Genomic DNA, 20,899 nt, shown 5'->3' with positions numbered 1-20,899 from the left:
CATTGTTGCTTGCTACGCGGCGGGCTGTGCGCTCCCCATTTCGGTGCGGAGCCTTTTACCCGCTTCCCGCACTGCCGCTGCCACGCCGGGATCAAAGGTCCAATGCCCGGCCGCATCGACGATCAGGAGGTTCGCGCGCGGCCACGCGTCGGCCAGCGCTTTCGCCTGATCGACGGGGCACACCATGTCGAAGCGGCCATGCACGATCTGACACGGCAGGTGCGCAAAACGCGGCACGGCGGGTAGCAATGCAGGCGGTGGCAATTCGTCGGCCATATAGTGGCGCTCGAGCAGCGCCATCGCGATCGCCGCGCGCGAGGATTCCTCCTCCGTGCGTGCGTCGCTCTCTTCTGCCTGAGTGTCGTGATTCACGCGCGACAATGTCGACTCATAGTCACGCCACGCGCGCGCAAGCGCGGTACTGGCCGCGTCGAAACGCGAAAGCGGAACGCCGCTGAATTCGAGCACCTCGCGTGCGCAGGCAGGTCTTCGGCCGGCTGCCTGTTCGATCGCATCGAGAAAGCTCGCATGCACATCGGGATACACGCGACGGACGTCCCACAGAAACCAGTCGGTATCCTCGCCGCGCGCGAGATAGATGCCGCGCAGCAGAAACCCAAGACAACGCGATGGATGCGCCGCCGCGTACGCCAGCGCAAGCGTCGTGCCCCACGATCCGCCGAATACAGCCCATTGCCCGATGCCCAGGTGTTCGCGCAACGCTTCGATATCACCGACGAGATCCGCAAGACCATTGTTGCGCAGCTCGCCAAACGGGGTCGACTTGCCACACCCGCGCTGGTCGAAAAGGACGATGCGCCACTGCTGCGCATCGAGCAGACCGGCCCATTGCGGATTCATCGCGCCACCGGGGCCGCCGTGCAGGATCACGATGGCAGGTGCCTGCGCGTTACCCTGGCTTCGCCAGTAGATCGTGTGTCCATCGCCTACGTCGAGCATGCCGTCTTCAAAGCGTTCTTCCATTTCCATTTTTGACGCGGTTCCCGTGTTGAATGGCGTTTAACGGTTGCAGATTAGTTCATTTCACAGGCAAGCGCTTCGCGGTCGACCCGGACGGCTATCGCGTCGAAGTGGTGTGCTATACATAAGGATCGACGGGCGAACGGTCTGACCGGGTTCAGACGGATATGGCGCGGCCGCTTCGCCACAAGACAAACAGGAATTTCTGGTTCTGGAGCATTCATGACTGGTGCGGGTCTCTTTCTTACTGCCGCGGGCGTCGGACTCGCGGTCGCAGCGCCCGTCGGTCCGATGGGCATGTTGTGCATCCGTCGCACGCTGACCGAAGGGCCGCGCGCCGGACTGGCAATCGGTTTCGGCATCGCCAGCGGCGACGCGCTCTATGGTCTCGTCGCCGCACTGGGCATGGTCAGCATCTCGCAGTTCATGCTCGCATATGACCGGCCGCTGCATCTGATCGCGGGGCTCTTCCTGCTCTACATCGGCGTACGCACGTTCATGCAGAAACCGGTTGCCGAAACGGCACGTCCCGGCGCGGCGCCCTCCGACGGTGCCGCGCGCGCCTGTGCCAGCTCGCTGCTCCTCACCTTGACGAACCCGCAGACAATCATCATGTTCGCCGCCCTCTTCGCAACGCTTGCGCCGCGCGGACCGTTTTCGATGAGCGTCGCGCTGACGACCGTTTCCGGCGTATTCTGCGGATCGGTTGCGTGGTGGTGCTTTCTGGTCGCGGAGGTTTCGGGCGCGCGCCACGCGCTCGGTACGCGGATGCGCCATCTGATCGACCGCATGGCAGGACTCGCGCTTGCCGCGTTCGGCGTGGCCGAAATCCGGCGCGCGGTGTGAGCGGCGCCTCTCTCAGGGCAGCGCCGGCGTGAACGGATACTGCTCGATGTTCGGGCCTTTCGTGATGATGGCCACGCTCTCGGGGATTTCTTCCCAGGCACCCGGCAGATCGACAAGCGGTTCCGACAGCACGAGATACGCGTCGTCGCCGGCCGCCTTGATACGGGCGTCGTCAGGATACAACTCCCGTAGATGGCGAAACGACGTACTGTGAAAAAGCGAGCGCGATTCACGCTCGCTCGAATAGCGGACGGCCACGATCTGCTCGCCATCGGTCGCACAGACCGTCATGTTCAGCGGATGCTCGACGCCATGCCGGCGCCCTGCTTCCTCGACGACCGCCGCCATCCGTTCCAGCGCCGGAATGGGCGCCAGTTCCAGTCCGAACGTGAGCGCCAGAAAGAACATCACTTCCGAATCGGTCGACCCTTCCACTGAAGCAAACAGATCCGGATCGATCGCCATCATCAGATCTCGCCTGACACTGGGGTAATTGCGGATCAGGCCGTTGTGCATGAAGAGCCAGCGTCCATAGCGAAACGGATGGCAATTGGTTTCCTGCGCGGGTGTATCGGTGGCCGCGCGAATGTGCGCCATGAAGAGCGGCGCCTTTACCGCCCGCGCCGCCTCGCGAAGATTGCGGTCGCTCCATGCGGGCTGCACGCATCGATAGCGAAACGGAATGTCGGTGGGATGTCCGTACCAGCCGATGCCAAAGCCGTCGCCATTCGTGGTCGTGTGTCCCATGCGCGAATGCAGGCTCTGGTCGATCAGCGAATGCTCGGCGCGAAACAGCACTGTCTCGAGCTGGATGGGGTTACCTGTATAAGCGAGCCAGCGGCACATAATCGATCTCCTGTCCCATGCAAATTGCTTGCTGTAAAACTGTGCACTGACATCGGCACGCTTATGGAATCCTTAACGCCTACGGCGTCACGCGCAGCTGGGCAATAGGCGTCAGAAATTCACCGAAACCCGTCAACATGATCTGCACGCCGATGCACAGCAGCAGAAAGGAAGAAACACGCATCGCGACCTTGGTTCCATCGTTGCCCAGGTAGCGGGCAAACAACGTGGCGCGGCTATACGTCAGGTAGATCGCAATGCCGATCAATGCCGTGATCGCAAGCGACGCAATCGCCGACAGAACAAAATCAGTGAGCTTGTGGCTGCGATTCGCAGTCAGCGCGATTGCCGTGGCAAGCGAACCCGGTCCGGTGGTTAGCGGCATCGTCAGCGGAAAGAACGCCTTGGACATTGCATTGTCGCCGTCCACATTGCGCACCGCCGAAGCACCGGGACGCACGTCCGGCGCATTAAGCATCTGCCAGCCGCTCACGGCTACCGCCAGCCCGCCGCCAATGCGCAAGGCCTGTATCGAGATGCCGAAGAAATGAAGCACGGGCGTGCCCAGAAAAAACGCGACGAGGAGCACGATGCTGGCGTTGATGGCCACTTTCCTCGCCAGCGTCGCACGCTCTTCGTTGCTGAGCGATTCCGTGCGATCCAGAAACACAAACGCGACGCCGATCGGATTAATGATGCTGATTAATCCGGTAAAGCCAAACAGAATGTCCGAGATCAGGCTCTCTACCATGGGTGCGCTTCGCATCGAACGGCTAACCCAACGTCCGCATCGGCATCGCTGGGTAGCGTGTTGTTATATGACCGGCCGCGACCGGGATCACGCCATATCCGTGTGCCGGGCTGGCGGTGTCATGGCGCCTCTGCAACCGATGATACTGGAGCGCAAGCCGGAATGGACGGCTTGCTCGATGCAAGATACTCCGCTTCGTTCTATTATTACAATTACCATTCAGTTTTTTTGAAGGTCTTTACGGCGAGGATAGACCAGGCATAAAGTCCATGCGACAACACGCCTGAAAACAGAATCCACCGGACGTATCCACCGCGTTGAGGAGCTGTCTTATGCTGTTTCGCCTGCTGGCCGCCTTGCCGTTCATCGGCATCCTGCTTGGAATTCCCTTCGTCAACCGCGTCGAACCGCTCGTGCTGGGCATGCCATTCGTGCTTGCCTGGATCGTGTTCTGGGTCGTGGCGGGCGCCGTGATCATGGGGATCATCTATCGTTTCGATCCAGTCAACCGCCAGGTCGCCGACGATACCGCGGAGGTGCAGTCATGAACAGCGCACTGATCCTGATTGCCGCCGTCACGCTTTTCGCGCTGTATCTGGGCGTGCGCGCGCGACACGGGCACGACATGAATCTCGAACAGTGGACCGTAGGCGGCCGCAGCTTCGGCACCGGGTTCGTGTTCCTGCTGATGGCTGGCGAAATCTACACGACGTTCACGTTTCTTGGCGGCAGCGGTTTCGCTTACGGTAAGGGCGCGCCGGTCTATTACATCCTCGCGTACGGCACGCTCGCGTACATCCTGTCGTACTGGCTCCTGCCGCCCATCTGGCGCTACGCCAAGGCGCAACGCCTCGTTTCGCAATCGCACTTCTTTGCCCGCAAATACGACAGCCCGGCGCTTGGTGTGCTGGTGGCGCTAGTGGGCGTCGCCGCGCTGATTCCGTATCTGGTGCTCCAGCTGAAGGGACTGGGCATCATCGTTGCGACCGCATCGTATGGCGCGATTTCGTCGACTGCGGCGATCTGGATCGGCGCCGTGGTCGTGACGGCTTACGTGATGGTGTCGGGTGTTCGCGGCTCGGCATGGAACTCGGTCGTGAAGGATGTGCTGATTCTCGCGATCGTGCTGTTCCTCGGTATCTATCTGCCGATCCACCATTACGGCGGACTGAGCGAAATGTTCCGCGACATCGATGCCGCGCGCCCAGGCTTCCTGACGCTCCCGGCAAAGGGCTCCAGCGTGACGTGGTTCCAGTCCACGGTTCTGTTGACGGCGCTCGGCTTCTTCATGTGGCCGCACACGTTCGGCTCGATCTATACCGCACGCGATGAACGGATTTTCCGGCGCAATGCAATGGTTCTGCCACTCTATCAGCTGATCCTGCTGTTCGTGTTCTTCGTCGGTTTTGCTGCGGTGCTGAAGGTGCCGGGCCTTAAGGGCGGCGATATCGACCTGTCGCTGTTCCGCCTGTCGATCCAGACGTTCGACCCGTGGTTTGTCGGCGTGATCGGCGCAGCGGGTGTCCTGACGGCGCTCGTGCCGGGTTCGATGATACTCACAAGTGCATCGACGCTGCTCGCGAACGACGTCTATCGCGGTGGACTGCAACGTAACGCGTCCGATGCGGCCGTCGGCAAGCTGGCGCGCCTGCTCGTGCCGGTGGTCGCGCTCGTCGCGGTCGGCTTTACGCTGCACGGCGGAGACACGATTGTCGCGCTGCTCCTGATGGGTTACAACTTCGTCACACAGCTGTTCCCGGCGCTGGTGTGCAGTCTTGCCAGACGTAATCGCGCGACGAAACAGGGTGCGTTTTGCGGGATTCTCGCGGGCGTCCTCGTGGTTGCACTCACAACGACCCTGCACACGAGCGTTGCGCAGTTGTTCCCATTCCTGCCCGACAGTCTGAAAGACGTGAATATCGGCTTTCTGGCGCTTGCCGTGAACGTGATCGTGCTGGCGATCGTGAGCGCGGTGACGCACCCGCGTGCGTCAGTTGAGCCGTCGCACGTGCGGCAGCATTAAGGCATTAAGGCTTCTGAACGGCTGACCGCGGCTTCCTGTTTCGACAGGGAAGCCGCGGTCGGGCCACTCCAGCGTGCTTAAACGACTGGCCGCCGCGCTTTGGCGTAAAGCGACGAATCGCTGAACGCCACCGCATCGAGCACGCGCCCGACAAGAATCAGCGCGGTCCGCTCGATCTGCGTACCCTGCACTTTCCCGCAAATATCGCCGAGCGTTCCGACAACGCGTTCCTCATCGGGCCAGCTCGCCCGATAAACGACCGCGACCGGACAATCCGCGCCATAGTGCGGCACCAGTTCGTCGACGATGGCTGCGAGATGCCGCACGCCAAGATGAATCGCCATTGTCGCGCGATGGCGTGCGAGATCGCCGAGTGCCTCGCCTTCAGGCATGCTGGTCTTGCGTGCGTAGCGCGTCAGGATCAAGGTCTGCGATACGTCGGGCAACGTGAGTTCGACGCCAAGCGTCGCCGCGCACGCGGCGGTGGCCGTCACACCGGGCACGATTTCACAGGGAATGTTCAACGCGCGCAACCGGCGGATCTGCTCGCCGATTGCGCCAAAGAGCGAAGGATCGCCCGAGTGCACGCGGGCAACATCCTGCCCCTTTGCGTGCGCGTCCGCGAGCAACGCGACGATTTCGTCAAGGTTCAGATCCGCCGTATTCACGACGCGTTCAGCCACGTTGCCCGCAAGCATCGCCTCCGGAACCAGCGAACCCGCGTAAAGAATCACCGGGCAGCGATGCACGAGCTTTAGCCCTTTCACGGTGATCAGTTCCGGATCGCCCGGCCCTGCGCCAATAAAAAATACGGTCATCCACGACTCCATCATTCCATTTGCACGAAAGACGTCGATACGTCTTTCGCTAAAGCATTTCTTTTAGCGCAGCAAGCAGTTGCGCGGGCGAATCGAATTCGCGATCGGCACGGCCAGGCGCCGGGCGGCGCACCATCACGACCGGCAAGCCAAGCTCGCGCGCCACGTCGAGTTTCGCCTCTGTCGCCTTGCCGCCGCTGTTCTTGCTGACCACGACATCGATCCGGTGCTCGCCAAACAGTGCGCGCTCGCCCTCTACGCTAAACGGCCCCCGCGCGTCCATCACACGCGAACGTTCGGTACCGGGTTGCGCGTCGAGGCACCGCACGATCCAGAACTGATGCGCCGGAATCTCATGCAGATGCGCAAGCGGTTCGCGTCCAAGCGTAAACAGTGGCTGCGAAAACGGCGCTAACGCCAGGACGATGCCCGCCCAGTCGTCGACCATGCGCCAGTCGTCGCCGGCCTGCGGCTGCCACGGCGCGCGGCGCACGGCCCAGCACGGCACGCCTTGCACACGGGTCGCCGCTGCTGCGTTCGCACTGATCCGCGCTGCGTAAGGGTGCGTTGCATCGACAAGCAGTCCGATTTCCTCGTCACGCAGATAGCGCGCGAGCCCCTCAGCACCGCCAAAGCCGCCGACGCGCACCCTGCAGGCAAGGTCCGCCGGCACCTTGCCAAGTCCGGCAAGACTATAGACGTCATGCGGGCCCAGTTGCCGCGCGACCTGCATCGCGTCGCCGGTGCCGCCCAGCAGCAGGACGCGCGTCATTGCGCGACGCCCACGATATTTCCCTGCCGGTCGATTGCGAACATCTCGATTTTCACTTCTGCTGGCACGATATCGCGCGCGATGCTCAAGGCATGAGCACAGACGATATCGCCAAGCGGTACACCATGATCGCGTGCAATCGCCAGTGCCTGCTGGCTGGTATTCGACGCGCGAACCGCCTGAACCAGACCGGCATCGGCGCCCCGCTCCGCGGCCCAGCCCGCGAGCCGGTCGAGGTCGATACTCGAATGGCTGCTGTGCAGATCGAGGTGGCCCGACGCGAGTTTGCTCAGTTTGCCGAATCCGCCGCACACACTTAAGCGTTCGACTGGCGCACGACGCAAATGCTTGAACACGGCGCCCACGAAATCGCCCATTTCGATCAGTGCGATATCCGGCAATGCGTAATGCGCGCGCATCGCGTCTTCACTCGCATTACCGGTGCATGCGGCGATATGTTGATAGCCGTTGGCGCGGGCAACGTCGATGCCCTGATGAATCGACGCGATATACGCGGAACACGAAAACGGCCGGACGATACCCGTCGTCCCGAGGATCGACAACCCACCGAGAATGCCAAGCCGCGGGTTCATCGTCTTTAGCGCCAGTGCCTCGCCGCCTTCGACGCCGATCGTGACGTCGAAGCCACCCGCATAGCCGTGTTCCGCGGCGAGATCGGTGAGATGCCGGGTCATCATCTGGCGCGGCACGGGATTGATCGCCGGCTCGCCAACCGCCAGCGTCAGTCCCGCGCGCGTGACCGTACCGACGCCCGGGCCCGCGAAGAAACGCACACCTGGTTGCGCACGCAACATGACGCGTGCGAACACGACTGCGCCATGCGTCACATCGGGATCGTCGCCTGCGTCCTTGATCGTGCCGGCTTCCGCGCCGCCGTCGTCCGTCAGGCGGCAAAACACGAGCGGCATCGGTACATGCTGCCCCTTCGGCAATACGATTTCCGCAACGTCGCCCGCCACACCCGCGAGCAGCAGACGCGCCGCGGCAAGCGAAGTCGCCGTGGCGCAGCTGCCGGTCGTGTAGCCGCTGCGCAGCGGCGCGGGCTGTTCGGGGGTTTCGTCGCGCATTTACGGTTTGCGGCTTTCAAGTAGCGTGATGGGCAGCGCCTGGCGCCAGGTGTCGAAGCCGCCCAGCGGCTGTGCCTGCGCGACGCTGATGCGCGTCAGCGTACCGCCATGCTGTTCGCGCCACGCGACAAGCGTCGCTTCGCTTTGCACGGTGACGGCGTTCGCCACGAGCCTGCCGCCGCTGCGCAGGCGCGCCCAGCAGGTGTCGAGGACGCCCGGCGCCGTGACGCCGCCGCCGATGAAAATGGCATCGGGCACGGCGAGTCCTTCAAGCGCGTCCGGCGCCCTGCCCGCCACGATCTGCAGACCCGGCACGCCGAGCGCATCGCGGTTGTGCTCGACGAAACGTTGTCGTTCACGATGTGCCTCGATGGCGATCGCGCGGCACGATGGATGCGCACGCATCCATTCGATGCCGATCGATCCGCAACCGGCGCCCACGTCCCAGAGCAATTCGCCAGGCTCAGGCGCGAGACGCGCTAGCGTGACGGCGCGCACGTCACGCTTCGTCAACTGGCCATCGTGCTGCCAGACTTCGTCGGGCAAGCCTGGCGTAAGCGGCAGCGCACACACGGCTTCCCCCGCCCGACATTCGATTGCGACCAGGTTGAGCGCGGCGACTTCGTCCTGATTCCACGCGTCGGCGCGCGCATCGATCCGGCGTTCCGACGCACCGCCAAGATGTTCAAGCACGATCATCCGGCTTGGACCGAAGCCGCGTGCGTTTAGCAGCGCGGCAATCGCGCCGGGCGTGCGGCCATCGCCGCACAGTACAAAGAGTCGCGTATCGCGATGCAGATACGCGTTGAGCGCGGCAAGCGGCCTTCCGACCAGCGAGACCATCATGACATCCTGCAGGGGCCAGCCGAGTCGCGCCGCGGCGAGCGAAAGCGACGAAGGCGCGGGCAGCACGCGCATTTCGTCGGTGGATAGCTGACGGGCGAGCGTTGCGCCGACGCCGAACAGCATCGGGTCGCCACTCGCGAGCACACAGACCGGTGCATCATCGTCGCGATGCGCGAGCACCTGCGTCACATCGAACGGACGCGGCCACGGTTCGCGACGCGCGCGCAGACGCGGCGGCAGCATCGCGAGATGACGCTCGCCGCCAAAGACCACCGATGCGTCCAGCAGCGCGCGCCGCGCCGGCCTTCCCAGACCGGCAAAACCGTCGTCGCCCATTCCCACCACGGTCAGCCATGCTGGCATGCACCCATCCCCATTCCTGTGTTCTGTCGACCAGAGTTGGCGCTTTAGCGCCTTACTCTGGTCCCATGCAACTTGTTGCGGTCGACCAGAGTTGGCGCTTTAGCGCCTTACTCTGGTCCCATGCAAGTCGAGATCGCGGCATGCCAGGCAACGCCGCAGCGTACTTGCGCTATTCGAAAAAAGGCATAATACAGCCTCGCCGGTGTCCCTCGGGACCTAAGAGGGAACACAGATCGACTGTGGCTGCCCCCGCAACTGTATGCAGCGAGTCCGCGCCTCACCTGTGCCACTGGTTCGACCGGGAAGGCCGGCGCGGACCACGACCTGCGAGCCAGGAGACCTGCCGGTGAGACCTGTTCGTGCCAGCCAACGTCGGGCGGGGTGTACCGATGCCGCAGCATCTCCTCCATGACGAGGCGCTCGGGCCGTCGCGCGACGCACAACCCGGTGATCTCTTGAACCACGTTACGTCTGCCTTCGCTTCCACTGCATCGCTGCGCCCTTCGGCTTGCCCGGGGCTGTGGCGCATCGTGCAGGCACGCGACGGCGGTCTGTGCAGAATCAGGCTGCCGTGCGGTGAACTGCGCGCGGATCAGGCGCTTGCTATCGCGGATGCTGCAAAGCGGCACACGTCCGGCGTAATCGAAGTGACGAACCGCGCGAACCTGCAACTACGCGGCGTACGCCCCGGCGAGGAAAACGCGCTAACAGGCCGGCTGCTCGACGCAGGATCAGGACCACAAGCGCCACGCGACGCTCACGAAACGAACCCGGTCGCGCGCGACGATCTTCGCAATCTGATGGTGAGCCCGCTTGCAGGGCGCGATCCGCACGCGCTCTTCGACATTACGTCGCTTGCTGCGCAGATACTTTCGCTTCTGCAAACCGATCCGCGATTCACGGCACTTTCGCCCAAATTCGCGTTGATGCTCGACGGTGGCGAACGTCTTGCCATGCTCGACCATCCGCACGATATCTGGCTTGCTGCAGTGCGGGATCGCAAGGACGTGCGGTTTGCCTTTGGGCTTGCGGGGTGTCCGCCTGTCTTGCATACATCCCGGCATACGGCGTCCGGTACTGTCTTGCCTCATCAGGTCCCCGCGCTCGTCGCCGCGTTGCTGCATACGTTTCTGGATCTCGCCGCACCTGACGACTCGCGCATGCGCGATGTGCTGGCCGCGCACGGCATCGCGGCCTTCATGGAGCAGGTGCAGGCGCGAGTCGATTTCACTCTTGCGAATGATTTTCACGTTGACGCCTGGCGTCGCTTGCCGGCTCAGGTGTCACTCAGACTCGGATCGCATTCGCAAGACGGTGCGAATCTCTCTTACGTGGGCGCTCAACCGGTGCTCGGCCGTCTCGACTTTAAAACGCTGCAGGCACTTGCCCGGCTTGCCATCGATGCCGGCAGCACAACGCTTCGCATGACGCCGTGGCAAGGCATCATCATTCCAGACGTTCCCGACGACAAAGCATCGCACGTGTTAAAGCGACTTGAGTCGATTGGACTCGTCACGGATGCCGCCAATCCGCCGGCACATGTCATCGCCTGCACCGGTTCGCAAGGCTGCGTGAAAGGCATGGCCGACACCAAGGCCGACGCCCTCCTTCTCGCGGCCCGCCTGCCGGCCGGTGTCGACGTTCATTTCAGCGGTTGCCCGCGCTCCTGCGCGGCGGCGCATTGCGCGCCGTGGACGCTGCTTGCCGTGGCGCCCACCCGCTACGACGTTTTTCGACGCGACGGCACACCTGGTTTTGGCGCGCCCGTCGCACGCAATCTGACGATCGATCAGGCGGCCGATACGCTCGAACGCCTGACCCGGAGTTCATTCGATGCTTGATTACATTCGCGACGGTCGGGAAATCTATCGCAGGTCTTTCGCCACGATCCGCGCCGAGGCCGACCTGCGTCGCATTCCCGCCGACCTCGAAAAGCTGGCCGTGCGCGTGATTCACGCGTGCGGCATGGTCGACGTCGTCGACGATCTGCAGTTTTCCGCCGGCGCGGGCGCCGCCGGACGCGCGGCGCTGCTGCGCGGCGCACCGGTGCTATGCGACGCGCGCATGGTCGCCGAAGGCATCACGCGCGCGCGTCTGCCGGCCGACAATCCGGTCATCTGCACGCTGGGCGATCCCGGCGTGGCGCCGATGGCGCTCACGCTGCACAACACGCGCTCGGCCGCCGCACTCGAACTGTGGCGACCGCATATCGAAGGCAGCGTCGTCGTGATCGGCAACGCGCCCACGGCGCTCTTCTATCTGCTCGAAATGCTCGACGCCGGTGCGCCAAAACCCGCGTTGATCCTCGGCTTTCCGGTGGGTTTCGTCGGCGCGATGGAATCGAAGACGATGCTCGCGCAGAACAGTCGCGGCGTGCCGTTCGTGATCGTCGCGGGACGCCGCGGCGGTAGCGCCATGGCCGCGGCAGCCGTGAACGCCCTCGCTTCGGAGGAAGAATAAATGACGGTGCGTGGACGTCTTTTTGGACTCGGTGTAGGACCTGGCGACCCGGAGCTGATCACACTGAAAGCGGTGCGTCTGCTGAAGGACGCGCCCGTCGTCGCGTACTTCGTGGCCAAAGGAAAAAAGGGCAACGCGTTCGGGATCATCGAGATGCATCTGGACGAAGCGCAGGAACGCCTGCCGCTCGTCTACCCCGTGACGACCGAAACGCTCGCGCCGCCGCTTTCGTATGAAACCGTGATCGCCGACTTCTACGACACCGCCGCCGACATCATCGCTCGCCATCTCGATGCGGGCCGCGATGTCGCGGTGATCTGCGAGGGCGATCCGTTTTTCTACGGCTCGTATATGTATCTGCATGACCGTCTGGCGCCCCGCTTCGAAGCGCAAGTGGTGCCCGGCGTATGTTCGATGCTGGGCGGGGCGGCGATACTCGGCTCGCCGCTCGTCTATCGCAACCAGACGCTTTCCGTGCTGTCGGGCGTGCTGCCGGAAGACGAACTGAAACGACGGCTCGCCGACGCAGACGCCGCGGTCGTGATGAAACTCGGCCGCAATTTCGACAAGGTGCGGCGCGTGCTGTGCGAACTCGGCCTTGAAAAGCGTGCGCTTTACGTCGAGCGCGCCACGATGACAAACCAGCGGATCGTGCCACTCGCTGAAGTCGATCCGATGGCGTCGCCCTATTTCTCGCTGCTCGTCGTGCCGGGTGAAAAATGGCGTGGATGAATTCAACCGCGCCCGCCATCGTGATTCTCGGCGCCGGCGCACTCGACACGGCGCGACGCATAGCGGCGTGCTATCCCGGCGCGCAGGTTCACGGGCTTGCAGGACGTGTCGAGGCGGACATCGCCTACAGCGAACTCAGCGCCCATCTGCGAGAGTTGTACACGCGCGGCACGCCGCTCGTCGCGTTGTGCGCAGCGGGCATCGTGATTCGCTGCCTCGCACCGCTGCTTTCGGACAAAGGCGCGGAGCCGCCCGTGCTGGCCGTGGCCGAAGACGGCAGCGCGGTCGTGCCGTTGCTGGGCGGTCTGGCCGGCGTGAACCGGATGGCCCGCGAAATCGCCGACGCGCTGAACATCGCGCCCGCCATCACGACGAGCGGCGAGCTGCGTTTCGGCACATGCGTGCTGAATCCGCCCGACGGGTACGCGCTTTCGAGTCTTGCCCAGGGCAAGCGCTTCGTATCGGACCTGCTCGCGGGCGAAAGTACGCGCATCGAAGGCGAAGCGCCCTGGCTCGACGACGCGCAGTTGCCGCGCTCATCCAACGCACGGCTCGCCATACGCGTCACGCCGCAAGCATGGAACGGCAGCGCGGACGAGTTGCTGATCCATCCACGCAGCGTCATCGCCGCGATCGGTGGTCTTGATGGCGACATCGTCGGGCATGTGCAGGATGCGTTGAGCGCAAACGGGATCGCCGCGCTCTCGCTGGCTGCGCTGCTCGCGCCCATGGAGCGCGCAGGGGAACTCGCGCTGACCGAAGCAGCCGCAGCGCTCGGCGTGGCGCTCCGTTTTGTCGCCATGCCCACCACCGGCAACAACGAACAGAAACCGCACACGCTCCTGGTCCCGGCGATGCGTGTGCCGCACGACATTCTGGCCGGCGATTCGCCGGTTGCGCTGGCGATCGCGCGCGCCCCGGTCGATCCCTTTTCCGTCGGGCAGACACGTGGGCGACTAAGCGTCATCGGTCTCGGCCCGGGCGATGCGCGCCTGATGGTGCCCGCCGCACGCGAGGCGCTCGACGCGGCCACCGATGTGCTCGGCTACGAAACCTACGTGACGATGGCGGGCCCGTTCCGCGCGGACCAGCGCGTACACGGCACCGACAACCGCGAAGAGATGCGGCGCGCGCGTCACGCATTCGAACTGGCCGCCCAGGGATGTTCGGTCGTGATGGTGTCGTCCGGCGACCCCGGCGTGTTCGCAATGGCCGCCGCCGTGCTGGAGGCGCTTCACGAATCGGGCAACGCACGCTGGGCCAGCGTCGAACTCGAAATCCTGCCGGGTGTATCGGCGGCCATGGCGACGGCCGCGCAGGCCGGGGCGCCGCTCGGTCACGATTTCTGCATGCTGTCGCTTTCCGATAATCTCAAGCCGTGGGATGTCATTGAAAATCGCCTGAGACACGCCGCCGGGGCCGATCTCGTGATGGCTTTCTATAATCCGGTTTCGCGCGCGCGCCCCTGGCAACTCGACAAGGCGCTCGATATCGTTCGCGAATTCCGTTCGCCTGAGACAACGGTCGTGCTGGGAAGAAACGTCGGCAGACCCGGCGGCCAGGTACGCCACACGTCGCTTGGAGCGCTTCGCAGTGAAATGGTCGATATGCGGACGATGGTGATTATCGGATCGTCGCTTACACGCGCGTTTTCGGTGAATGGCGGGGTGGAATGGGCTTATACGCCAAGGTGGTATCGCCAGGGTTAAGAAGTTGCATCCAGTGCTATTAACCGATGCACAACAGGTATCCAGTTCGATTATTGCCTGTAATAATGGAGGTTCTTAAGTCTTCAATTAAAGTTTTATTTTGCCGGGCCGTATACGGCCGTTAAGAACCCGAAACGAGGTGGTCGGTATATGGCGTCAAACGAACTGGCAGAAGAAGAATCGGTCGTCGCACCCGAGCTGGCGTTTAAGCCCAGTGACGTTCCTTTAGCCACACCGCTGTCGTGGCCCATTGTCGATCAGGACGGCGCCCTGTTGCGTGAGCGCGGCGCATCGATTGCCAACGAGGACGAACGCCGTTTTCTCTTCGCGCATTTCAAGCCTCGCCGCAAGGAGACGACGGTTGCGGGCGCAACGTCCGCGCAGCCTGAAAGCGAAACCCCGCTGCCCTCGTCGCTTCCCGAAATGCATTTGCCGATCGGCGCGCTGCTCGGCGTGCGTTCGCTGATCGGCATGGGCCGCCCGATGCATCCCGCCCGCGTGATCGGCTTCGCGCCGAACCAGGTGCTGTTCATCACGCCGCCGGCCGCGAACGGCAAGGCCGCGCCGATCGAGCTCAACGAAAACCTCGACATCGTCGCGATTGCGAGCCAGGCGGTGTACCGCTTTACGTGTACCGTCGAAGCGCTCTGCAGCAATCCCTTTCATTACATTGTGTTGTCGAAACCCGGCGCGATCCGCCGGCTGCGCGAACGGCGCTCGATCCGCGTGCGCGCGCATCTGGCCGTTCGCCACGGCACCGAAGCGAATGAAGCCTGGGACGGCGTGGGTCTCGCGGACGGCGTCAGCGTGCTGGGTCTGTCACTCGCGACGACGAGCGCGCTGGGGCGCATAGGTGAGCGGCTGCGTCTGTCGTTCTGGGTCACATCGGGCGAGATCGAAACGTTGATCGAAACGCGCGCGGTGATCCGCAATCTGCAAGCTCACGAGAAGCACAAGGAACTGGTCGCGCACGGCCTCGAGTTCGATGTGCTGGAACCGTCGATGCAGACCGCGCTCAAAGCGTTCGTGTTCGACCGTCAGGACGATGTGTACATCTGGAGCAGCATGACGCGTGCGTGAACCGAACCTGATCGCGTCCAGCGGAAATCACGATGCGATCAGATCTTCCGGTGTACAGCACAGTGCATCCCAGGCGCGCGCGATCTGTTCGCAACGGCCAAGCCTCACGGCACCACGTTCGAAATCGACGCACACGATCTGATCGGCAAACACCGGACGCACGGGCAGGTCGCTGCTGCGTCCATCCGATAGCAGCCACAGCCAGCGCTGCTGTCCCGGCTTGCCGCGCGCGGCGCGCTCAAGGACGTGAGCCGCCCGCGACACGCCGAGCGCAAGTGGCGTCCCTCCTCCTCCACCCACTGGCTGTAGCCAGCGCTCGTTCCACCAGCGCGGCACCGCGGGCCCGAACCGTACGTCGGCACGCGCACCGCCGAAACACACCAGCGCGGTTTCGGCGCGCGCAGTGGACGCCTGATCGAACATCGCGACAAGCAGGCCCTTTGCCAGCGCAAGCTGCTGGCCCGACATCATCGAGCCGGAACAGTCGAGAACGAAACAGTGCAGCACGCTGCCCTTCGACGCTTCGCGCCTGAAGCGCACGTGCGCGCGTGCGAGCGGCTCACGCCGTTTCGCCGCGAGCGTCGACGGCCAGTCGATACGTCTGCCGGGTTTTGAGCCCCGCGTGCCAGCGCCTGCTGTATGTGGCCATCGAACGCCGCTGATCGATCCAGCGGCGGCGCCTGATCGATGGCTCAGCGTTTTTTTGCAGGTAACGGAATGACGCCTTTGACGCGCATCGTACCGGCTGCCTCCGGCGGCAGTTGTCCCCAATCGCCTTCGCTGCCGGTTTTGCGTTCCGCCTGGGACGTCTGCGGAAATTCGTGCATTTCCTGTTGCGCAGGCGGCGATGACGATTGTGGCGCATGCGTATCCGCATCGCGATTCACGCGGCGGTGCCGCAACACCGCTTCCGCCACACGATCGACATGTTCGACCGTGATCGCCGCGGCCCCTTCCAGCGCTGCCAGCGCACGTGCTGCGCGCAGCATGACGATATCCGCGCGCATCCCGTCGACAGCGGCATCGATACATACACGGCTGACGTGCCCGTGAACCGTATCGTCGAACGCAAGTTGCGGCAGCCGTTCACGCGCGGCGTGAATACGCTGCACATAAGCTGCCTGTTGCGTCGCGTAGCTCGCGCGAAAGGTGTCCGGGTCAGCGTCAAACGCAAGGCGCGCCTTGACGATCGCTTGCCGCACCTTCGAATCGAAGCAGTTTTCGAGTTCCACCATCAAACCGAACCGGTCGATAAGTTGTGGGCGCAACTCGCCTTCCTGCGGATTCATCGTGCCGATCAGCACGAAGCTCGCCGCGTGACTATGCGAAACGCCATCGCGCTCAACCGTGTTCACGCCGCTCGCGGCTGCATCGAGCAGCGCATCCACAAGCGCGTCTGGCAACAGGTTGACCTCGTCGACATACAGCACGCCGCGATGCGCTTTTGCAAGCAGACCCGGCGAAAACTTCACCGAGCCGTCGCGCAGCGCGGTTTCGATATCCAGTGTGCCGATCAGACGCTCTTCGCTGGCACCCAGCGGCAGCGTGACGAGTTGCCCCTCGGGCAGCAATTCGGCGAGAGCCCGGGCGGTCGTCGACTTCGCGGTGCCACGCGGGCCGCTCACCAGCACGCCGCCGAGTCCCGGATCGATTGCCGCAAGCAATAGCGCCTGCTGCAACGGCGCCTGCCCGATCAACGCCGCGAACGGAAACGTGGTGCGGGCGGTTGACGACGACGCGATGCCGCCGCCGGGCAAATCCGTCGATGCGTTCATGTTCGTGTTCCTTCGAGTTGCTGTTCGCTTGCCAGCAGATGCTGCTCGATCTGCGCGCGATAGTCGCCCGGGTTTTGCCACAGGCCGCGCTGCACCGCTTCGAGCAGACGCTCGCAGATGCCATGCAGCGCGTGCGGATTGTGCTTCGCGAGAAAATCCCGCGTCGCGCTATCGTTCAGGTAGGCGTCGGTGACGAGCGCGTACTGGTGATCCGAAATCACGCGTGCCGTCGCATCGAAACCGTAAAGATAGTCGACGGTGGCGGCGATTTCCGCGGCGCCCTTGTAGCCATGACGCTTCACGCCGTCCAGCCATTTCGGATTCACCACGCGTGAGCGGATCACCTGCGCGATTTCTTCATGCAACGTGCGGATGCGCGGTGCAGCCGGATTGCTGTGATCGGCGTGATAGATATGCGGCTGCGTACCCGCGAGATGCCGGACAGCCGCGACCATGCCGCCCTGGAACTGGTAGTAGTCGTTCGAATCGAGTACGTCGTGTTCGCGATTGTCCTGATTCTGAAGCACGACATCCAGCGCCGCGAGACGTGTACCGAAGACCTCGCGCGCGTCCTCACCCGCGCTCTTCTGCGCGTACGCATAGCCGCCCCATGCCCGATACGCTTCGGCCAGATCCGCGTCGGTCTGCCATTGCCGTGTGTCGATCATCTCCTGCAGACCCGCGCCATACGAACCGGGCTTCGCGCTGAAAACGCGCCAGCCGGCGCGGCGGCGCGCTTCGGCTGCATCCATGCCGCGCGCCATCAACGCCTCTTTTTCGCGCAGCACGCGAGCGCGGACGGGATTCATTTCCTCGGGTTCGTCGAGTTCGGCGACAGCCTGCACGGCCGCGTCGAACAGATGCATCACGTTGGCGAACGCATCGCGAAAGAAGCCCGATACGCGCAAGGTCACGTCGATACGTGGGCGATCGAACGCCTCGATCGGCATGATCTCGAAGTCGGTCACACGATGGCTGCCTGGCGCCCACCGGGGTCGAACGCCGAGCAATGCCAGCGCCTGCGCGATGTCGTCGCCGCCGGTGCGCATCGTCGCGGTGCCCCACACCGACAGGCCGATCGCACGCGGATAGTCGCCGTGTTCCTGCACGTGGCGCTCGATCAGCTGCTGCGCCGATTTCAGGCCCAACGTCCACGCCGACTGGGTCGGCACGGCACGTGTGTCGACCGAATAGAAGTTACGGCCGGTCGGCAGCACGTCGGGACGACCACGCGAAGGTGAGCCGCTCGGGCCCGGCGGCACGAAGCGGCCCTCAAGCCCGCGCCCCAGTTGCAGCATTTCCTGCGGTCCACAGGCATCGAGCCGCGGCAGGATGTCGTTTCGCAGACGCTCGATCACACGTTCCGCCTGAGGCAACGTATCGGCTTGATATACCGCTCCAGCCTGCAACGCGCTCCCGCCTGCAATATCGTTCAGCAATGCCGACGCCAGTAATTCGAGCCGTTCGCGCGTGTCGCCGTTATGCCGCCACGGCGCGTCGCTGACCTGCTGAAGGACGTCGGGGCGCGCGCCTTCCCATGTCGCTGCCCAGTCCGCTGTCAAAGGATCGAAGAGATGATCCATCTGCAGATCGCGCGCGAGCGCATCGATCAGCCCTGCCTTCTCGCGCTGTCCGTCCCCCACCGGAAAACGGCCGAGCGCAAGCAGCGTATCGCGTCGCTGAACGCCTCGCGGCGACTGTCCAAACGTGTGCAAGCCATCGCGAATCTGCGCTTCCTTCAATTCGCACAGGTACGCATCGGCGCGCGTGAGCAGCGCGTCTTCCGCATCCAGGCCGTCGGGCAGACCGAGACTCAGCTCCTCGTGCAGACGATGCGTGATGATCGTTTCGAGAATGGTCCGCCGCAGCAGTTTCGAGCGACGTGGATCGACCATCAACGCTTCATAGTATTCGTCGACCTGGCGTTCGAGATCCTGCAACGGGCCGTAGCTCTCCGCACGCGTGAGGGGTGGCATCAGATGATCGATGATGACCGCCTGCGTGCGCCGCTTCGCCTGGCTGCCCTCGCCCGGGTCGTTGACGATAAACGGATACAGATGCGGCATCGGCCCGAGAATGAGATCGGGCCAGCAGGTGTCGCTGAGCGCGACGCTCTTGCCCGGCAGCCATTCCAGGTTGCCGTGCTTGCCGACATGCACGACCGCGTCGATACCGAACTGGTGACGCAGCCAGAAATAGAACGCCAGATACGCATGCGGCGGCACGAGATCGGCGTCGTGATAGCTGGCGTAATCGCCGCCTTCGCGCGAGCGCGCCGGCTGGATGCCGATGAACACATGCGCGCAACGCCAGCCCGCGATCATGAAGCGGCCACGCCGCAGCGACGGGTCCTGATCGGGCGTGCCCCATCGTGCGTTCAACGCGTCGCGTACCTCAGCGGGCAACTGCTGGAAATGCGTCAGATAGTCGTCGAGCGCAAGGCTTTGCAGTGCCGGGCGCAGGTCGCGCACCACCGGGTCGTTCGTCACGCCTTCAGTAAGCGTACGCATCAGGGCATCGCCATCGACGGGAATATCGTCAACCGTATAGCCCTGCTCACGCAACATCGAAAGAATGCCGACAACGGACGCAGGCGTGTCGAGCCCCACGCCATTGCCGATGCGCCCTTCGCTTACGGGATAATTCGCGAGAATCAGCGCGAGCTTCTTGTCCGCGTTGTCGATACGCCGCAGCCTGCACCAGCGTCGGCTCAACTCAGCGAGAAACGCGACGCGCCCGTGATCGGGCTGATAACGCACGACGTCGACTTCAGTGTGCGGACACCGATACGCAAGCCCCTTGAAACTGATGGCCCGCGTGATGATGCGGCCGTCCACTTCGGGCAGCGCGATATGCATCGCGATATCGCGCGAATTGAGGCCCTGATTGTCCTTGAGCCAGTCGTCGCGATTGCCGCCGCTCAGGATCACCTGCATCACGGGCGCGTCGCCCGCAAGCGCGAGCGGTTCGGGATCGTCAATCGCCGACGCGGCGAATGCAGTGGTGTTAAGTACCAGCGCCACGTCATGTCGCGCGCACAATTGCTGCACCATGTCGCGGCTGACGTTGTCCTTCAGCGATGTGATCGCGAGTGGCAACGGATTAAGACCCTGTGCATGGAGCGCGTCGATCAGTGCATCGAACACAGCGGTGTTCGCCGCCTGCAGATGCGCGCGATAAAAGAGAATCGCGACGACAGGTGCATTGGCATGCCAGCGTGCCTGCCAGTCTTCGATCGTCGGGACGTCGCGCGACGGATGGTAAAGCGATGCGGCGGGCAACGGTTGCGCAAGCGACGGCTCTTCGCCCCAGCCCAGCGCATGATGCGCGATACAACGCAGAAAACGCTCCGCATTCCGCGGGCCGCCCTCGCGAAGATAGCGCCATAGCTGATGACATAGCGCGGCATCGGCCGTGCTGCGTGCAAGCAGATTCGGGTCTTCCTGCAGGTCGCCTGAGAACATCGCCAGCACCTGCTGCCTGCGTTCGGCGAGCGCGACCACCTGTTCGATGCCGTAAGGCCAGTACGCCTCGCCGCCCAGATGATCGACGATCACCACCTTCGCGTACTGCAATACGTCCTCGACGTAGAAATCGACCGACGCCGGTTGCCTGAGAAACGTCACGTTCGCGAGCCGCAGGCTCGGAAAATCAGCGCCCAGCCGCGGAAATACGCTCGCGAGCAGCGATAGCGTGGTATCGGCCGAACTGAGCACCACGATGTCCGCGGGACGCTGATCGATCCGGATGACGCCGGCCGTATCGTCGACGAAACCGCCGGGTGTGGTGCGCAGCAGATGCATGTCGTT

Annotated in this window: 18 protein-coding genes and 1 riboswitch; of the genes, 8 read left to right on the top strand and 10 right to left on the bottom strand. The window is 63.6% G+C overall.

Translation table 11 applies throughout. The features are described 5' to 3' along the window. Positions 1 to 12 precede the first annotated feature (12 nt). Positions 13 to 990 (bottom strand): prolyl aminopeptidase, encoded by a 978-nt coding sequence (gene pip / locus LPA34_RS07715; protein ID WP_228976641.1) that lies wholly within the window; start codon positions 988 to 990, stop codon positions 13 to 15. 213 nt (positions 991 to 1,203) lie between these two features. On the opposite strand from pip, the gene LPA34_RS07710 reads away from it, so the two are divergent. Beyond that, positions 1,204 to 1,827 carry a LysE family translocator gene (locus LPA34_RS07710; RefSeq protein WP_228976639.1) on the top strand — a complete coding sequence of 208 codons (624 nt, stop codon included), beginning with the start codon at positions 1,204 to 1,206 and terminating at the stop codon, positions 1,825 to 1,827. A 12-nt stretch (positions 1,828 to 1,839) separates the two neighbouring features. On the opposite strand, the gene LPA34_RS07705 is transcribed toward LPA34_RS07710, so the two are convergent. Further along, positions 1,840 to 2,673: a class II glutamine amidotransferase gene (locus LPA34_RS07705; protein ID WP_228976637.1), complete on the bottom strand. Its 834-nt coding sequence runs from the start codon at positions 2,671 to 2,673 to the stop codon at positions 1,840 to 1,842. Positions 2,674 to 2,752: 79 nt separating this feature from the next. Continuing rightward, positions 2,753 to 3,424, bottom strand: a complete 672-nt coding sequence (locus LPA34_RS07700) for a MarC family protein (protein ID WP_228976635.1) — start codon at positions 3,422 to 3,424, stop codon at positions 2,753 to 2,755. 332 nt (positions 3,425 to 3,756) lie between these two features. On the opposite strand from LPA34_RS07700, the gene LPA34_RS07695 reads away from it, so the two are divergent. After that, complete coding sequence (locus LPA34_RS07695) at positions 3,757 to 3,972, top strand: DUF3311 domain-containing protein (protein ID WP_228976633.1); 216 nt, start codon at positions 3,757 to 3,759, stop codon at positions 3,970 to 3,972. After that, positions 3,969 to 5,447 carry a sodium:solute symporter family protein gene (locus LPA34_RS07690; protein ID WP_228976631.1) on the top strand — a complete coding sequence of 493 codons (1,479 nt, stop codon included), beginning with the start codon at positions 3,969 to 3,971 and terminating at the stop codon, positions 5,445 to 5,447. The genes LPA34_RS07695 and LPA34_RS07690 overlap by 4 nt, the downstream gene beginning before the upstream one ends. Before the next feature lie 77 nt (positions 5,448 to 5,524). Here LPA34_RS07690 and cobM read toward each other — a convergent pair whose 3' ends face one another. The 4 genes from cobM to cbiE are packed head-to-tail and all read right to left on the bottom strand — an operon-like array spanning position 5,525 to position 9,334. Next, complete coding sequence (gene cobM, locus LPA34_RS07685; protein ID WP_228976629.1) at positions 5,525 to 6,265, bottom strand: precorrin-4 C(11)-methyltransferase; 741 nt, start codon at positions 6,263 to 6,265, stop codon at positions 5,525 to 5,527. Between the two features lie 49 nt (positions 6,266 to 6,314). Continuing rightward, on the bottom strand, positions 6,315 to 7,037 hold the full coding sequence (locus LPA34_RS07680; RefSeq protein ID WP_228976627.1) for a cobalt-precorrin-6A reductase: 723 nt from the start codon (positions 7,035 to 7,037) through the stop codon (positions 6,315 to 6,317). Further along, positions 7,034 to 8,125 carry a cobalt-precorrin-5B (C(1))-methyltransferase gene (locus tag LPA34_RS07675; RefSeq protein ID WP_228976624.1) on the bottom strand — a complete coding sequence of 364 codons (1,092 nt, stop codon included), beginning with the start codon at positions 8,123 to 8,125 and terminating at the stop codon, positions 7,034 to 7,036. The genes LPA34_RS07680 and LPA34_RS07675 overlap by 4 nt, the downstream gene beginning before the upstream one ends. Beyond that, positions 8,126 to 9,334: a precorrin-6y C5,15-methyltransferase (decarboxylating) subunit CbiE gene (gene cbiE, locus LPA34_RS07670; protein WP_228976622.1), complete on the bottom strand. Its 1,209-nt coding sequence runs from the start codon at positions 9,332 to 9,334 to the stop codon at positions 8,126 to 8,128. Between the two features lie 183 nt (positions 9,335 to 9,517). Further along, a riboswitch (cobalamin riboswitch) is annotated at positions 9,518 to 9,696 on the top strand. A 93-nt stretch (positions 9,697 to 9,789) separates the two neighbouring features. Here cbiE and cobG point away from each other — a divergent pair. The 5 genes from cobG to LPA34_RS07645 all read left to right on the top strand — a co-directional run bounded on the left by cobG (position 9,790) and on the right by LPA34_RS07645 (position 15,315). Further along, on the top strand, positions 9,790 to 11,175 hold the full coding sequence (gene cobG / locus LPA34_RS07665; protein ID WP_324251714.1) for a precorrin-3B synthase: 1,386 nt from the start codon (positions 9,790 to 9,792) through the stop codon (positions 11,173 to 11,175). After that, positions 11,168 to 11,794 (top strand): precorrin-8X methylmutase, encoded by a 627-nt coding sequence (locus tag LPA34_RS07660; protein ID WP_228976619.1) that lies wholly within the window; start codon positions 11,168 to 11,170, stop codon positions 11,792 to 11,794. The genes cobG and LPA34_RS07660 overlap by 8 nt, the downstream gene beginning before the upstream one ends. Then, positions 11,795 to 12,526 (top strand): precorrin-2 C(20)-methyltransferase, encoded by a 732-nt coding sequence (locus LPA34_RS07655; protein ID WP_228976617.1) that lies wholly within the window; start codon positions 11,795 to 11,797, stop codon positions 12,524 to 12,526. After that, a complete protein-coding gene (gene cobJ, locus LPA34_RS07650) occupies positions 12,523 to 14,235 on the top strand; it encodes a precorrin-3B C(17)-methyltransferase (protein WP_411178854.1) in 1,713 nt (570 codons plus the stop codon). The genes LPA34_RS07655 and cobJ overlap by 4 nt, the downstream gene beginning before the upstream one ends. A 150-nt stretch (positions 14,236 to 14,385) precedes the next feature. Continuing rightward, complete coding sequence (locus LPA34_RS07645; RefSeq protein WP_228976612.1) at positions 14,386 to 15,315, top strand: flagellar brake domain-containing protein; 930 nt, start codon at positions 14,386 to 14,388, stop codon at positions 15,313 to 15,315. 27 nt (positions 15,316 to 15,342) lie between these two features. On the opposite strand, the gene LPA34_RS07640 is transcribed toward LPA34_RS07645, so the two are convergent. Genes LPA34_RS07640 through cobN form a run of 3 tightly spaced genes read right to left on the bottom strand, consistent with a single transcriptional unit; the run spans position 15,343 to position 20,893 of the window. Beyond that, positions 15,343 to 15,978 (bottom strand): vWA domain-containing protein, encoded by a 636-nt coding sequence (locus LPA34_RS07640; RefSeq protein ID WP_228976805.1) that lies wholly within the window; start codon positions 15,976 to 15,978, stop codon positions 15,343 to 15,345. Between the two features lie 29 nt (positions 15,979 to 16,007). After that, complete coding sequence (locus tag LPA34_RS07635) at positions 16,008 to 17,090, bottom strand: ATP-binding protein (protein ID WP_228976610.1); 1,083 nt, start codon at positions 17,088 to 17,090, stop codon at positions 16,008 to 16,010. Further along, positions 17,087 to 20,893 (bottom strand): cobaltochelatase subunit CobN, encoded by a 3,807-nt coding sequence (gene cobN / locus LPA34_RS07630; RefSeq protein ID WP_228976606.1) that lies wholly within the window; start codon positions 20,891 to 20,893, stop codon positions 17,087 to 17,089. Before cobN ends, LPA34_RS07635 begins: the two co-directional genes overlap by 4 nt. Positions 20,894 to 20,899 lie beyond the last annotated feature (6 nt).

Origin of the sequence: Paraburkholderia gardini, assembly GCF_907164575.1 — a bacterium.
Classification (GTDB): domain Bacteria; phylum Pseudomonadota; class Gammaproteobacteria; order Burkholderiales; family Burkholderiaceae; genus Paraburkholderia; species Paraburkholderia gardini.
This window is presented reverse-complemented; position numbering and strand designations above follow the sequence as displayed.